General features: G+C 62.9%; 18 protein-coding genes. 11 read left to right on the top strand and 7 right to left on the bottom strand.

Features of this window, described 5'->3' with window-relative positions; translation table 11 throughout:
- The first annotated feature begins 73 nt into the window (after positions 1 to 73).
- From ACVWW6_RS20435 to ACVWW6_RS20420, 4 genes are all read left to right on the top strand, one after another.
- Complete coding sequence (locus ACVWW6_RS20435) at positions 74 to 1,870, top strand: ShlB/FhaC/HecB family hemolysin secretion/activation protein (protein WP_456681324.1); 1,797 nt, start codon at positions 74 to 76, stop codon at positions 1,868 to 1,870.
- A 152-nt stretch (positions 1,871 to 2,022) separates the two neighbouring features.
- Positions 2,023 to 2,853 carry an alpha/beta fold hydrolase gene (locus ACVWW6_RS20430; protein ID WP_011088868.1) on the top strand — a complete coding sequence of 277 codons (831 nt, stop codon included), beginning with the start codon at positions 2,023 to 2,025 and terminating at the stop codon, positions 2,851 to 2,853.
- Positions 2,854 to 2,931: 78 nt separating this feature from the next.
- Positions 2,932 to 3,093 (top strand): hypothetical protein, encoded by a 162-nt coding sequence (locus ACVWW6_RS20425; protein ID WP_456681323.1) that lies wholly within the window; start codon positions 2,932 to 2,934, stop codon positions 3,091 to 3,093.
- Positions 3,094 to 3,130: 37 nt separating this feature from the next.
- The gene (locus ACVWW6_RS20420) at positions 3,131 to 3,445 is read left to right on the top strand and encodes a c-type cytochrome (RefSeq protein ID WP_097532413.1); all 315 of its coding nucleotides are present in this window, start codon (positions 3,131 to 3,133) and stop codon (positions 3,443 to 3,445) included.
- 194 nt (positions 3,446 to 3,639) lie between these two features.
- Here the strand turns inward: ACVWW6_RS20420 and ACVWW6_RS20415 are convergent, their stop codons facing one another.
- The 3 genes from ACVWW6_RS20415 to ACVWW6_RS20405 all read right to left on the bottom strand — a co-directional run bounded on the left by ACVWW6_RS20415 (position 3,640) and on the right by ACVWW6_RS20405 (position 5,157).
- On the bottom strand, positions 3,640 to 3,981 hold the full coding sequence (locus ACVWW6_RS20415; protein WP_011088870.1) for a phasin: 342 nt from the start codon (positions 3,979 to 3,981) through the stop codon (positions 3,640 to 3,642).
- A 138-nt stretch (positions 3,982 to 4,119) separates the two neighbouring features.
- Positions 4,120 to 4,305, bottom strand: coding sequence for a hypothetical protein (locus ACVWW6_RS20410; RefSeq protein ID WP_028174427.1), 186 nt, complete (start codon positions 4,303 to 4,305; stop codon positions 4,120 to 4,122).
- A gap of 387 nt (positions 4,306 to 4,692) precedes the next feature.
- Positions 4,693 to 5,157: a hypothetical protein gene (locus ACVWW6_RS20405; protein WP_456681322.1), complete on the bottom strand. Its 465-nt coding sequence runs from the start codon at positions 5,155 to 5,157 to the stop codon at positions 4,693 to 4,695.
- Positions 5,158 to 5,353: 196 nt separating this feature from the next.
- Between ACVWW6_RS20405 and ACVWW6_RS20400 the strand changes: the two genes are divergently transcribed.
- Positions 5,354 to 5,710, top strand: a complete 357-nt coding sequence (locus ACVWW6_RS20400) for a hypothetical protein (RefSeq protein ID WP_028174425.1) — start codon at positions 5,354 to 5,356, stop codon at positions 5,708 to 5,710.
- Between the two features lie 50 nt (positions 5,711 to 5,760).
- Here the strand turns inward: ACVWW6_RS20400 and ACVWW6_RS20395 are convergent, their stop codons facing one another.
- Together ACVWW6_RS20395 and ACVWW6_RS20390 are read right to left on the bottom strand one after the other, a co-directional pair.
- On the bottom strand, positions 5,761 to 6,336 hold the full coding sequence (locus ACVWW6_RS20395) for a hypothetical protein (protein WP_279081811.1): 576 nt from the start codon (positions 6,334 to 6,336) through the stop codon (positions 5,761 to 5,763).
- Positions 6,337 to 6,382: 46 nt separating this feature from the next.
- Positions 6,383 to 6,910: a GcrA family cell cycle regulator gene (locus tag ACVWW6_RS20390; protein WP_038966712.1), complete on the bottom strand. Its 528-nt coding sequence runs from the start codon at positions 6,908 to 6,910 to the stop codon at positions 6,383 to 6,385.
- 166 nt (positions 6,911 to 7,076) lie between these two features.
- On the opposite strand from ACVWW6_RS20390, the gene ACVWW6_RS20385 reads away from it, so the two are divergent.
- Together ACVWW6_RS20385 and ACVWW6_RS20380 are read left to right on the top strand one after the other, a co-directional pair.
- Positions 7,077 to 7,685 carry a S24 family peptidase gene (locus ACVWW6_RS20385; protein WP_011088876.1) on the top strand — a complete coding sequence of 203 codons (609 nt, stop codon included), beginning with the start codon at positions 7,077 to 7,079 and terminating at the stop codon, positions 7,683 to 7,685.
- Positions 7,686 to 7,786: 101 nt separating this feature from the next.
- Positions 7,787 to 8,062, top strand: coding sequence for a hypothetical protein (locus ACVWW6_RS20380; RefSeq protein ID WP_038966713.1), 276 nt, complete (start codon positions 7,787 to 7,789; stop codon positions 8,060 to 8,062).
- Between the two features lie 39 nt (positions 8,063 to 8,101).
- Here the strand turns inward: ACVWW6_RS20380 and ACVWW6_RS20375 are convergent, their stop codons facing one another.
- Positions 8,102 to 9,076: a quinone oxidoreductase family protein gene (locus ACVWW6_RS20375; protein ID WP_011088878.1), complete on the bottom strand. Its 975-nt coding sequence runs from the start codon at positions 9,074 to 9,076 to the stop codon at positions 8,102 to 8,104.
- A 223-nt stretch (positions 9,077 to 9,299) separates the two neighbouring features.
- On the opposite strand from ACVWW6_RS20375, the gene ACVWW6_RS20370 reads away from it, so the two are divergent.
- From ACVWW6_RS20370 to ACVWW6_RS20360, 3 genes are all read left to right on the top strand, one after another.
- A complete protein-coding gene (locus ACVWW6_RS20370; RefSeq protein ID WP_028174421.1) occupies positions 9,300 to 9,500 on the top strand; it encodes a hypothetical protein in 201 nt (66 codons plus the stop codon).
- A 147-nt stretch (positions 9,501 to 9,647) separates the two neighbouring features.
- Positions 9,648 to 10,595 (top strand): AAA family ATPase, encoded by a 948-nt coding sequence (locus ACVWW6_RS20365; RefSeq protein ID WP_027545880.1) that lies wholly within the window; start codon positions 9,648 to 9,650, stop codon positions 10,593 to 10,595.
- Positions 10,596 to 10,600: 5 nt separating this feature from the next.
- Positions 10,601 to 11,977 carry a vWA domain-containing protein gene (locus tag ACVWW6_RS20360; protein WP_456681321.1) on the top strand — a complete coding sequence of 459 codons (1,377 nt, stop codon included), beginning with the start codon at positions 10,601 to 10,603 and terminating at the stop codon, positions 11,975 to 11,977.
- A gap of 26 nt (positions 11,978 to 12,003) precedes the next feature.
- On the opposite strand, the gene ACVWW6_RS20355 is transcribed toward ACVWW6_RS20360, so the two are convergent.
- Positions 12,004 to 12,186, bottom strand: coding sequence for a hypothetical protein (locus tag ACVWW6_RS20355; RefSeq protein ID WP_025576443.1), 183 nt, complete (start codon positions 12,184 to 12,186; stop codon positions 12,004 to 12,006).
- A gap of 353 nt (positions 12,187 to 12,539) precedes the next feature.
- Here ACVWW6_RS20355 and ACVWW6_RS20350 point away from each other — a divergent pair, with 353 nt between their 5' ends.
- Positions 12,540 to 12,761, top strand: coding sequence for a hypothetical protein (locus ACVWW6_RS20350; protein WP_038966715.1), 222 nt, complete (start codon positions 12,540 to 12,542; stop codon positions 12,759 to 12,761).
- Position 12,762: the final 1 nt, after the last annotated feature.

Raw genomic sequence — 12,762 nt, 5'->3', positions numbered from 1 at the left:
GAGGATTAGCAGGAAGAGGTCAGTGGAACTGCCGCATTAACCATTCATTGACCATAAAAACCTATGAAAAATCATGCGGCTAACGAACCCTTACCGCCCCGTGGCGATCGCTCCGTCAAATTACGGAGAGAGGTTTGCTGCGCGCGTTGAGAAGCGGCATTTCGCTACCACATTGGCGTTGCTGGTACCGCTTTTTGCGGGAAGTCCGCAATCATTCGCACAACAGGCGAACCAGCCGGGTTTTGATCCGCGCCAGCCCGAGAAATACTTTGAAAACCAAACCGAGCGGGAAACACTGAGCCGGCCTCCAGTCAAGCTACCGACGGTCGGCCACGCCAACACCGGTGGCGATACCAGGCCTCAGTTCGTGCTGCGCGGTCTCAAGGTCAGCGGCGCCCACGCCATCTCTCGCGACCGCATCGCCGCGGTCTACCAGACTTATCTCGGCAAGAAGGTCTCGCAGGCGGATCTCGCCGCGGTCGCCGGCGCGATCAGCGACCTCTACCGCGCCGACGGCTTCCATCTGAGCCGGGCCGTCGTGCCGCCGCAGGACATCGCCGACGGCATGGTCCGGATTCAGGTGATCGAGGGCGCCATTGTCCAGGCCGATTTGAAGGGCGATGGCGCCGAGCAGTTCGGCGTGAGGCCGATGCTCGGACCGGTTCTGGCCGAGCAGCCATCGCGCCTGGCAACGCTCGAACGCCAGCTTTTCCTCATCAACGGCAGGCCGGGCGTCCGGATCACCGATACCGCGTTGGAGGAGATCGGCGGTGCGACCGGCCGCTTCCGCCTCACCGTCTATTTGAAGACGTGGCACGTGTTCACATCGTTCGGCCTGGACAATCTCGGCTCGTCCTCGGTCGGGCCCTGGCAGACCTATGCGACCGGCGCGTTCAACTCCTACCTCACGCCCGGCGATACGCTGGCGGTCAACCTGTCGACCATTGCCAACGACCCGCGCGAGCTCGGCTTTGCGCGGCTGTCCTATGACGCACCCGTCGGCGTCGACGGCGTGCGCCTCGGCGCGTCCGTCCTCTACAGTGCGGTCCGGCCAGGCGACGCCCGCCGCCTCGACAGCGACATCACCACGACCGAAGCTTTCGAGGTGCGGGCAAGCACCGTGCCCTTCATGTCGCAATCGTCGGCACTGACGCTTACCTTGGCTGGGAACTTCAGCAACGTGTCCGAGCATGACCTTTACGGTCCCTGGTACAACGACCATGTCCGGACCGCGAGCCTGACCGCCGACTATCGGCTCCAGGATCGCTTCGGCGGTACCAATTTCGCGACGCTGACCTACCGTCAGGGCCTCGACGTCTTCGGCGCATCGCATTTCGACGACGATCTTTTGTCGCGCGACGGTGCGTCATCGAACTTCTCGGTGCTGAATCTCTGGTTCACGCGCTACCAGTCGCTCAACGATGCCTGGTCGCTCAAGCTCTCGGCGGCGAGCCAGACTGCATCGCGGCCGCTGTTCACCTCGCAGCAGTTCTATCTCGGCGGCGCGGCCTTCGGCCGGGGCTACGGCGCAGCCGAGATCAGCGGCGACAACGGTCTTGCCGGCTCGCTCGAGTTGCGCTTCGACCAGAAGCTCAATTTCCGCTACTGGACCGGCTACCAGCTCTACGCCTTCGGCGACGCCGGCGCAGTCTGGAACGACGGCTACCGCCTGAGCGACGGCCTGTCGCTGACATCAGCCGGAGCCGGCGCACGGTTCTTCCTGTGGGACGATCTCCAGGCCGATCTCGGCGTGGCCGTCCCCTTGAGCTACCGCGCACCGGACAACGAGCGCCGCAGCCCGCGTTTCCTGTTCACGCTGTCGAGCGCATTCCGGCTCTGCCCCGAACGCGGCAGGAGCGGCTGCCTCTAGCTGCAAAGCCCTCATGCCGCGTACCCGGCATGCGGCCCTTTTGCGGCCTTGCGCACAGACTTGCCTAAATTTAATCCCGTAACCTGCTCACGATCGCTCGATCCGGGCGCTTGCAGTGACCATTTTCAGTCGAAAGCGATTGGGACGGAACCATGAAGAGGGTGTTTGCAATTCTGGCGTTTCTTTGCGTCCTCGGCGTCGGCGAATATTTCGTCGTCAGCCGGTTTGCGATCCGCCATGAGCTTTTGACCCTGTTCGATGCCTCGCGCCAGCGGCCGATCTCGGTCGAAATCGCGGTGCGGCGCGACTACGAGACCAAGGCCAATCTCGGTCTCTGGAAGCTGCCGCTCGCCATCATCAGCAACGGCAATACCGTCAAGGCCACCGAGTATTCCTTCCTCGCCAACGCGCTCGCGGCGCGCGGCTATCTCGTTGCCAGCATCCAGCAGGACCTACCCAGCGATCCACCACTAATGACCCATGTCGGCCAGCAATATGTCGGCCGGCGTGAAGTCTATATCCGCTGCGAGGCCAACATCCTCTTCGCCCTGGGCGAACTTAAGAGGCGGCAGGAGAACGCCGACTACGACCACATCACCCTCGTCGGCCATTCCAACGGCGGCGACGTGTCCATGTATGTCGCCCATCAGCACCCGGAGCTGGTGTCGAAAGTGATCACGCTCGACAATCTTCGGGTGCCTTTCGTGCTCAGCGACAACTTGAAGATCTTGTCGTTCCGCTCGAAGGATCCGCATTTCCTGACCGACCCGGGCGTGCTGCCGACGCCGGAAGAGGCCAAGGCGCGCGGCATCGACATCGTCCACACCGGTGCGCAGCACACCGAGATGAGCGATCGCGGGCCCGACGCGGTCAAGGAGAAGATCCAGGCGACGCTCGACCGCTTCCTGCGCGACAGCGCCAGCAGCGCGCTCGCCCCGGCCGATACGAAAAGTCCGATGATCATGAACCCCGGCGACTATTAGCCGGGGACGCCTTGCGGCAGATCAAGGCGGCTCCGGGCCGGCCACGATAGACACGGTCTCACAATCTCGGAGAGGCACGTGTCGCACTACATCGAAAGCCTTGATACGAAACGGCTGGGCCTGCCCACGACAAGGACGCCTGGATTCGTGCGGCATCTGTATCGTTCGACCCGCAGGCTGCTGCGGTCGATCATCGCCCGCATCGATCTCTCCCAATTTCCGGGCTCGTGCTGCGGATGAGCACAGTGGCTGCAAGCGAACGCACGAGGGTTGCCCGATGCACCTGCATTTGAGAGGAATTTGCCTGGTACTTGCCGTGGCCTCGAGTTCCTCGTCCGCTCTCGCCGCCGATGCCGGTCACGGTGCCGACCTCGCCAAGCGCTGGTGCGCAAGTTGCCATGTCGTGGCCAATGGCCAGGCGGTAGCCAGCGCCGACGTCCCTTCCTTTGCATCCGTTGCGCGCCGGCCGGACTTCAGTTCGGAGAAGCTCGCCTTCTTCCTGCTCGACCCGCATCCGAAGATGCCGAGCTTTCCCTTGAGCAGGACCGAAGCCGGCGACCTCGCGGCCTATATCGGATCACTGCGTCCATAGAGCGCCGGCCAATCGCGACACTTGTCGCAAAATGCAAATCCCTGCCGGAGGACCGACAGGGATCAGCAGAAAGGATGATGGACGGCGAATGAGAAACCATTCGGTGGCCCATCATGGACCTGCACCAGCATCGAAATGCGGATCTCAATGCTGCGCAAGATCAATTTGTAGGCACGCAGCGCGCAAACCAGGAATCAGGATTTGCCCTTGCCCGGCTGCATGAGACTGCCGGTCATCTGGCGCATGTGGTCTCCGGCGCTGGTGAACTGGCTACGCAGGAAGTCGGACTGGATTCGCATCGCTTCCTGAAGGTCGGTGGCATGAACAAGCTTGCGCGCGTGCTCAAACGCCGACTTCATGTTCTGCTCGGTAAAAGCGAGCGCCTGCTTTGACACCTCCGTCCCTGCTCCCGGAACGGATGACATCGATTTGGTGGCGGCATCGAAAAACATGCCGAATGCCTGTTCCGCCTGGTCGATCGTCTTTTCGGCTAGGTCGCGCAGTTCGGCCGGAACTTCGATTTTTGGTTCGATCATGGTCGCACTCCTCCCTTTTTCTTAGCTGAATACCACACTTGCCGGACCACCTTCCAGCGGCGCCCCCGGGGCAAACGTCCCCGGCGGCCCGGCTCGGGCAGGAAAATCAAGGAAAAGGCGTAAGATGCGCGGTCCAGCTCAGGACAGGGGGTGTTCGGGAAGGACTTCTTCGGTGGCGAGGTCTTCAACGAGCTTGATGACCTCGAAACGCTGGCGAGGCGCGAGCTTCAAAAAAGCACGGAGCAGGCGCAGGCTTTCGACAGTGCCGCTCGCCGGCGCGCCGAGCTTGAGGTGCAGTTCAGCCGCGAAATTGAGGTTCTTCATCTCGCACCTATGACCAGCATCGGCCTTCCTGATCCGACATCGTCTCACTCGAGAGCCGAACACCATAAGCGGGCGCCATGGTGAGGACGAACTTTCGGCCAAGGGGGCCCCGGCGGGTTAGCACGCTCAACTACATATCCGAATGGGCGGGCTCAACCGAACAGGTTGTAGTTATGCCAAGAAACAACCCTTCCGGCAAGCCCGACCAGCGGCCTAGCGATGCTTCGTCTGCATCGCACCACCGCAATTCCGGATAACAGGAATATGGACCGTCGTCACCCACCTGCGTCAAGAAGCGGCATCAGTCACGCACACGGCCCTGATCGCTGTCAACCTGCGCAGCATTTCGCCTTGTTTCCGGCGTGAATGGGCATTGACGGAGGCGATCTAACGCTTCTTGAGCGTATACACGTAATTGTTGAGTCCCACCTCGGCGGTTGTATCGTCGACGAAATGAACGTCGATCTCGCAGCCGGTCTCCAAAGTCCGGATCGGGGCGCCAGCGAAGCCGAGCGAGGCGGCAAGCGCCTTGGGATCGGCCTTCTTGTCGGCACGTCGCATCTCGTCGAATGCGCCCTGGAAGATCATGTCGGGGCCATAATCCGTCACCTTGTACTGCGGCTTGGCGCAGGCAAAGGGGCGCGGTCCCGAGATTTCATTCGCCTTCAGGACGACTGTCTTGCCCATCAGACGTGCCCGCTCGGTGTCGTCGGGCTTGCGTTGCGGATCGGCCCATGGCGCGACCACGGCAGCCGTGAGTGTCCAGCTTCCGATGTAGAAGGGATCTGCCGCCGCAGCGGCGCCTGCGGCACCGACAGACACGAGAAGGCAAACAGTTGCGGCGAATTTCATCTGACGTATCCCCTTGAGCCTTCGGCTTGGACTCGCCTCTTCGCTTCAAGGTTCATCGTTTCCGACATGTTTCTGCCGATGAACCGCTGTTCAAGATCGGACGACCAAGCGTTGCGATACGGCCACGCAGATCACGGGCGCCATGGCTGACGGATTCAACCGATTCGGGCGCGCGTCAGCACCAAAGGACGACGGCATGCTTTCTCGCTGCGATCTCATCAAGGGCGCCGCGGTTGCGCTTCTCACCCTCTCGATACAAGGCGCATGGGCGCAGGAGACCAAGATGAATCTGTTCAAGATCGTGACCATCAAGGACGAAATCGTCGTCGGACTGTCGGCGGAGGAGCTTCAGGCGCTCGGCGGCAATGATGCGAGCGCGATTGCGCACGCGCTGGCGCAGAAGGGTGACCTCACCGTCTGGCAATACAACGTGCATCGCGGCCCGAACGGCGAATTGCAGCAGGCGCCGACCGCCAGGATCGGGCTTTTGGCCAACGCCTCGCTCCGTGTCGAGCCCTACACGACGCCTTACCAGATTGTACCGCATCCGTAAGCAGCAGGCAGACAGGCACGCCGGCGGCCGAGACCGCCGGCGTGCCGCGATCATCTGCGCTGGTCTGCACGCCGTGTCCCGGCCTCCGTCGCAAAGCCGTAGATCAGTGCCAGCCGGTCCAGGCATTCGCGAAACCGCCGCGCAAAATAGTCGTTCCAGCGCTGCGTACGGACGGCGCGCCGCTGCCCGATCTGATCCATGGTCAGACCCAGGACCAGCACGTCGTGCACCAACGCGGCGCCGTCGGTGCCGAGTTCGCGCTCGACCCGGTTGAGCCGCAGCACCGCCTGCCGCTGGCTCTCGGTGACGGGCTCGCGTGAGCGGGCGCCATCGACATATTCGCGGGTTGGGTCCATCGCCTGAGGCCCCCGCTCCGCCCGCTCCCAATCGTTCTGGAAGGCGCGCCCGCCGCGGTATTGAGCCTCGTCGATCTGGTGGTGCGAGTGCAGACGGCCGAGCGGATCGCTGCGGATCGACCGGATCGCCATAATCTTCTCGCCGGGATCGAGCGCCAGCGGATTGTCGACCTCGACCTCTGCCACTTCCGCATTGAATGGCACCTCGCGCGACCGCCGGTCGTAGATCTGTGCCAGTTTGTAGGATCTGTTGCGTCGGACACGTCCCACTCGGATACTCCTTGCAAGATTGACGATTGATCGGCTGAGCGCACTTTCAGGCGGCGGAGACCAGCCTCAGCACGACGGGACCCGCGACACGGGCGGAGGCAGCCCCGGAGCGGCGCGTCAGGCGCGCATGCGGCGCGCAATAGCTGGAGCCCGGCTGGCGCGGGTGGCCGCAGAAGGCGATCTCCTCCCCGTCCTTGTCGCCGCCATAGGGGTAGCGGCAGTCGGCCTTCGCAAGTTCGACCAGCTGGACAAGGCGCGGCTTGACGCCGACACAGCGCAACTTGACCTGCGCGGCCGGCTTCAGTGCGGACTTCGGCGGCAGATTCAGTAACGCCGGCCGGCGCGGCGAGAGCAGACCGGCCTCGCCCGGCAGAGACGGCGCGATCGACGGGCTCATCACCCATTGCGGCGCAACGAGTCCGAGCCGCTTGGCGCGGCCGGCGACCGCGCTGCGCGTGTAAGCCGTTCCAAACCTTGCGTTAATCTGCCTTCCGATCTCCGCATAAGACATTCCCTTGAGAAAATAGTCGCGAAGCGCGTCGGAGTGCTCCGACGGCCAATGACCCGGTTCCATGCTGCTGTCCTGTGATGCACCCCCTCCGATCGCACGACCGGGAGGCGAAACACACATTCCGGTATTCCGAAGCGAGAGTCAAGTCGGAATTCTGATATTCATAATTGCATCAATTCCGAATTTCGGATTACAAGAGGCGAGACGATGGACAATCGAGGGAATCACCATGTTGGACGTTGCGATGATCGAGCGGGGCCTGGAAAAGACAGGCAAAAGCAAGGGCGGCCTGGCGGCAGCCATGGGCGTGCGCCCCGGCGCGGTCTCGGAGATTCTTGGTGGCGAGCGCCTGGTGAAGGCCTCGGAGATCATTCCGATCATGGAATATCTCGAGCTCAATCTCGCGCCGATCATGGGGCGCGTGGGCGCCGGCGCCGTGATTGAGCCGGATTATGAGCAGGTTCCCCCGGAGGGGCTCGGCGACATCGCGCTGCCGTTCCCGATCATGGAAGAGACGATTGCATTCGAGATCGTGGGCGATTCGATGCTGCCCAAATACGAGAGTGGCGACGTGATCGTGGTCTACAAGGACCAGCGTCATCCGCTGTCGAGCTTCTACGGCGAAGAGGCCGTGGTCCGGCTCAAGACCGGCGAACGCTATTTGAAGACCATCGAGCGGGGCAAATCCCCTTCCGTCGTCAATCTCAACAGCTTCAACGCCAAGCCGATCGTCGGCGTCAAGCTCGACTGGGTCGGGGAGATCTGCCTCTCCATGCCCAAGGGTCAGCTCGAACGGCTGCGCGCCAAGTCGGCGCGCCCGCGCAAGAAGGGCAAGTAGGCTACCGATTTCTGATTTTTGGAAATCGAACTTGACTTAATTCTGCTTTTCGGAAATACTCTGCCGTGCCCCCGACCGTCGGGGCACGGCAGGATCGTTCCATGCAGTATTTCGTCGTGATGATCGACTACGGGCGGCGCGGCCGCGAGGCGGTCGTCGACCCTGAAATCACGAGGCGCGAGGTCATCTCCCGTGTGGCCTCGGGTGAATACCGGAACATCTCGTTCATCCACGAGATCGCGGAGAACTCGGTCGAGGACGTCACCGACGCCATCCTGGCCGAGGCCACCCTTCCCCACGTTCCGCCTGGAGATGTCGACCTCCAGGCAAGCCGCCTCGATCACGCCCGCGACCTGCGCAAGCACGAACGGACGTGACGCGGGCCCGGTCGGTCTGCGTCAGCGTCCGGCAGAACGTCACACCAGGAGCACGGTCGATCCCGTCGTCTTGCGCGCGGCGAGATCGGCATGCGCCTTGGCCGCGTCCTTCAGCGGATAGGTCTGGTGAACCTCGATCTTGACCGCGCCGGACTTGACCACGTCGAACAGCTCGCCCGCCATCGCCACCAGGCTCTCGCGCTTGGCGGCATAGGTGAACAGCGTCGGACGGGTGACGTAGAGCGAGCCCTTCTGGGCGAGCAGGCCGAGATTGAGCGGCTCGACCGCACCGGAGGACTGGCCGAACAGCGCAGCGACACCGAGCGGTGCGAGGCAGTCCAGCGATTTCAGGAACGTGTCCTTGCCGACGGAGTCGTAGACCACCGGCACCTTCTTGCCGCCCGTGATCTCGTCGACGCGCTTCACGAAATCCTCGCGCGTGTAAATGATGACATGGTCGCAGCCATGTGCCTTGGCCAGCTTTGCCTTCTCGTCGTTGCTGACGGTGCCGATCACGGTCGCGCCGAGATGCTTGGCCCACTGGCTCAGGATCAGGCCAACACCACCAGCCGCGGCATGGAGCAGGATCGTGTCGCCGGCTTTCACCCGGTAGGTCTGCCGGATCAGATATTGCGTCGTCAGCCCCTTCAGCATCATCGCCGCCGCCGTCTTGTCGTCGACGCCGTCAGGCAACTTCAGCAGACGATCGGCGGGGATCAGCCGCGCCTCGGAATAGGCGCCAAGCGGCGAGGCGCCATAGGCGACGCGATCGCCCGGCTTCAGATCGGTGACACCCGGGCCGATCTCCTCGACGATGCCCGCCGCCTCGCTGCCGAGCCCGCTCGGCAGCTGCGCCGGATAAAGACCCGAACGGTTGTAGATGTCGACGAAGTTGAGACCCACGGCGGTGTGGCGGATGCGCGCTTCGCCCGGTCCGGGCTTTCCGACACTGACCTCCTCCCAGACCAGGACTTCCGGCCCGCCGGTCTTGTGAAAGCGAATGGCATGCGTCATGGGGTTGCTCCCTTATCGTTGCAGTGAGGGTCCGAGAACCGGATCGGCCTGTGAAATAGGCATTTTATCTGCCCGTTACAGTACAGAGACGTAACAAGAATGTCACAGCAAACGACAAACGCGCGCCGTTCCGCCTCTGTTCGAAAGAGTTGATGACGGCTCCGGGGCAACCGGCAGTAGCTTTTGCGCGGGGTTTGGTGGTCGCCTGCGAAGGAGAGCCGAGATGCCAGCTTATGTACAGCATCATCAGGATATCGAGATCGCGCCTGTGATTTGCCCCACGTGCATGGGGTTCCTGCCGATGTATGTGCGCGAGGTCGAACCGCATTGGAGCCTTGCCAAGATCGACTTCGTCTATGAATGCGCCGATTGCGGCGCCGAGGTCCGGCAGACGATCCGGAAGCCGGCGCTGCTCCGGCACTGACCGCGCGATCGGCAGACCGCTCAAGTATTTGCGTTAAGCGGAAAAAACGCCGTTCACGCGGGTCTGATGTCTCCCAAACGAGACTTGTTCTTTGCCCGGAACGCAGGCAGAACAAGCCTCAAGCAAGACCTTTGGGAGCGCCAATTCGTGGCTGAACAGAAGCCCTCGACCGCGATCGAGGCAGTGGAGAGCGGCCTCGCCGCGCAAGGCTATATTGCCAGCCGGCAGATCGCGACCGCCGTCTATTTGTCGCAGCAGATCGAGAAACCGATCCTGGTCGAGGGCCCTGCAGGCGTCGGCAAGACCGAGCTTGCCAAGGCGATCGCTGCCTGGCGCGGCATGAAGATGATCCGCCTGCAGTGCTACGAAGGCCTCGACGAGGCCAAGGCGCTCTATGAGTGGAAATACGCCAAGCAGCTTCTCTATACGCAGATCCTCAAGGACAAGCTCGGCGAGGTCCTCGGCGGCGCGCAGACGTTGCACGCTGCGCTCGATCAGCTCCACGATTTCGGCGACGTGTTCTTCTCCAAGGAGTTCGTCGAGCCGCGGCCGCTGCTCCAGGCGCTCGAGCAGCCCGGCGGCTGCGTGCTGCTGATCGACGAGATCGACAAGTCGGACGCCGAGTTTGAATCGCTGCTGCTGGAAATCCTGTCCGACTTCCAGGTCACGATCCCCGAGCTCGGCACCGTCTCCGCCATTACACCACCGACCGTGATCCTCACCTCCAACAGCGAGCGCGACTTGGGCGATGCCCTGAAGCGGCGCTGCCTGCATCTGCATATCGGCTTCCCCGAGCAGCGGCTGGAGGAGCGCATCGTCGAGAGCCGCGTGCCCGGCATCTCGCAGACGCTGCGCCGGCAGATGGTCGGGTTCATCCACGAGATCCGCTCGCTGGACTTGAAGAAGCTGCCCTCGGTCAGCGAGACCATCGACTGGGCACGCGTGCTGGTGCTGCTTCAGGCCTCCGAGCTCGACACGGAGATCGTCAAGGACACGCTCAACGTGCTCCTGAAATACGAAGCCGATATCGAGGCGGCCCAGCCCCAGGTCACGACCTTCATTGCCAAGGCAGCACGATCCAACGTCTTCGGTTGACGCCGATGCGCGAGAACATCCATCGTTTCTTTCGGGCCGCACGTGGCGCGGGCGTACACGTCTCGCCCGCCGAAAGCATCGACGCGATGCGCGCGGTCGCGCAGGTCGGCTTTTCAGACCGAACCATCCTGCGCGACACCCTGCTTCTGACGCTCGCCAAATCGCAGGACGAGAAACTCGCGCTCGTCGACTGCTTTGATCTGTTCTTCAGCCAGCCGGAGCCGCGGCAGGAGCAGCCCGAAGGCACCGACGAGGATGCCTCGCAGGAGACGGATCAAGCCCCCTCTTCCGGCGCGTCCAGTGATGCGGGCGGCGGTTCGCCGCAGGAGGGACTAGGCGCGCTCGCGCAGATGCTGCTGTCGCAGGATCGCAATGCGATCGCGGCAGCGATCGCCAGCGGGGCCGGCGCCGCGTCCCTGTCCGACATCCGCTATTCCACGCAGCGCGGCATCTTCTCCAGCCGCATCCTCGACGCCATGGGCCTGCAGCGCCTGCGCGACGAACTCGATGAGCTGACCGCAACCAATCCCGCGCTGGCCGAGCGCCTGCGCGCCGCGCTCGACGCCTTGCGCGAAGCGGTCCGCGACACCGTCTCCCAGGGGCTTGCGCTCTATGCCCGCGAAGAGGCCGAAAACCTGCGCAACGAGATCCTGCGCAACGCGCCGCTTGCGCGGATCGAGCGGCGCCAGGTCGCCGAGATGCGCGCCCTCATCCGCCAGATCGCGCGCCGCCTGCGCGAGCGCTATTCCAAGCCGCGCAAGCGCCAGCGCCGCGGGCATCTCGACGTCCGCCGCACGCTGCGCCGCAATGCGGCCTGGGGTGGTGTGCCCTTCCTCACGGCGTGGAAGCGCAAGCATCGCGACCGGCCGAAAATCGTCGCGCTCTGCGACGTCTCCGGCTCGGTCGCGCAGGTCTCCGATTTCTTCCTGCTCCTGATCCACTCGCTGCACGAGGTGGTCGACGACGTCCGCTCCTTCGCCTTCTCCTCACATCTGATCGAGGTCAGCGACATTCTGGAATCGAAGTCGCCGGAAGAGGCGATGGCCGAGATCATGTCCAAAGTCGGCTTCGGCTCATCCGACTACGGCTCGTCGCTGGTCGATTTCGAGAAGGATTTCATGAGCGCGCTGACGCCGCAGACCACGGTGATCGTGCTCGGCGATGCCCGCAGCAACAATCTCGATCCGCGCGCCGACATCCTGCGCCGGATCTCCGAGCGCTCGAAGCGGCTGGTCTGGCTCAATCCCGAGGGGCGGCTCGCCTGGGGTTTTGGCGATTCGGAGATGCCCCGCTATGCGACCTTTTGCAGCGTGGTGCGCCAATGCGCCACCGCGCACCAGCTCGAGCGCGCAGTGTCCGATATCGTGGCGACTTATCAGTAGACGGGGATCACGTCCGTCGTCTGGCGTCAGGCGGCAGCCAACTCGGCCTGGACGAGGTTGCACTCTCGAAAGTGATAGGCGATTTCGTCGAGCGCGCGCTGCTCCCATTCCTGGGCCTGCGCGAGCCAGAACATCCGGCGCTCCGAATCCAGCGCGGCGCGCTCCCGGCACAGGAATTCCTGACTGCGAATTTCCACCAGCCTGTTCATGCACTCACACTCCAGTTGTGTGAAGCCAATCCCCTGCGAATCAACCTAGCAGAGTCCCGTACCCCTCGCCTCACGATTTCTGTGCATATTGCGACGCAGAATGGGACAGCAATGCTTGCCGTGCACTGCGGTAGCTTTCACCACACGATCAACAGCCAATCATCAATTAGTGATCGCAGGTCGGGACGATAGTCGTGCGCGAACGATCTTAACTCTTGTGGCGCAACGAAGTGCGGCAATTCGTGAAGAGATGTTCCAAGCAGCTCACCGAATTCCCGACTCATTGTCGTCGCATGGTCTTCATGCAGCGCCGTTAACAGAGGCGCGCGAACGGTACGATCGCTTGAGGCAATATGAGCAACGATTTCGACTTCGATCTTTCACCCGACCAGTGGGAAGCACTGAAGGCGCTTCGCAATCCGGTGTCGAATGGTCGCCTCGCGAAGGCTTATGTCGTCGAAAGCCTCGTCAAGCTCGGCCTTGTTGTCGTCGATGACGGCGCGCCCGCGATGACACCGGCCGGCCGCAAGGCGCTGGTGCGCGGATCGTGCAAATTGCTGGATCTCGCGGCGTAAG

The organism is Bradyrhizobium sp. USDA 3311 (assembly GCF_054062495.1).
The sequence above is the reverse complement of the archived record's forward strand: the minus strand, read 5'-3'. Positions and strand labels throughout refer to the sequence as shown.

What these genes read in the sequence shown, in the direction of transcription:
- ACVWW6_RS20405 (WP_456681322.1), bottom strand. Translation starts at nt 5,157, where the DNA reads ATGAAATTCGCCGCAACTGTTTGCCTTCTCGTGTCTGTCGGTGCCGCA.
- ACVWW6_RS20380 (WP_038966713.1), top strand. Translation starts at nt 7,787, where the DNA reads ATGCAGTATTTCGTCGTGATGATCGACTACGGGCGGCGCGGCCGCGAG.
- ACVWW6_RS20375 (WP_011088878.1), bottom strand. Translation starts at nt 9,076, where the DNA reads ATGACGCATGCCATTCGCTTTCACAAGACCGGCGGGCCGGAAGTCCTG.
- ACVWW6_RS20360 (WP_456681321.1), top strand. Translation starts at nt 10,601, where the DNA reads ATGCGCGAGAACATCCATCGTTTCTTTCGGGCCGCACGTGGCGCGGGC.
- ACVWW6_RS20430 (WP_011088868.1), top strand. Translation starts at nt 2,023, where the DNA reads ATGAAGAGGGTGTTTGCAATTCTGGCGTTTCTTTGCGTCCTCGGCGTC.
- ACVWW6_RS20420 (WP_097532413.1), top strand. Translation starts at nt 3,131, where the DNA reads ATGCACCTGCATTTGAGAGGAATTTGCCTGGTACTTGCCGTGGCCTCG.
- ACVWW6_RS20385 (WP_011088876.1), top strand. Translation starts at nt 7,077, where the DNA reads ATGTTGGACGTTGCGATGATCGAGCGGGGCCTGGAAAAGACAGGCAAA.
- ACVWW6_RS20435 (WP_456681324.1), top strand. Translation starts at nt 74, where the DNA reads ATGCGGCTAACGAACCCTTACCGCCCCGTGGCGATCGCTCCGTCAAAT.
- ACVWW6_RS20370 (WP_028174421.1), top strand. Translation starts at nt 9,300, where the DNA reads ATGCCAGCTTATGTACAGCATCATCAGGATATCGAGATCGCGCCTGTG.
- ACVWW6_RS20390 (WP_038966712.1), bottom strand. Translation starts at nt 6,910, where the DNA reads ATGGAACCGGGTCATTGGCCGTCGGAGCACTCCGACGCGCTTCGCGAC.
- ACVWW6_RS20350 (WP_038966715.1), top strand. Translation starts at nt 12,540, where the DNA reads ATGAGCAACGATTTCGACTTCGATCTTTCACCCGACCAGTGGGAAGCA.
- ACVWW6_RS20410 (WP_028174427.1), bottom strand. Translation starts at nt 4,305, where the DNA reads ATGAAGAACCTCAATTTCGCGGCTGAACTGCACCTCAAGCTCGGCGCG.
- ACVWW6_RS20355 (WP_025576443.1), bottom strand. Translation starts at nt 12,186, where the DNA reads ATGAACAGGCTGGTGGAAATTCGCAGTCAGGAATTCCTGTGCCGGGAG.
- ACVWW6_RS20415 (WP_011088870.1), bottom strand. Translation starts at nt 3,981, where the DNA reads ATGATCGAACCAAAAATCGAAGTTCCGGCCGAACTGCGCGACCTAGCC.
- ACVWW6_RS20400 (WP_028174425.1), top strand. Translation starts at nt 5,354, where the DNA reads ATGCTTTCTCGCTGCGATCTCATCAAGGGCGCCGCGGTTGCGCTTCTC.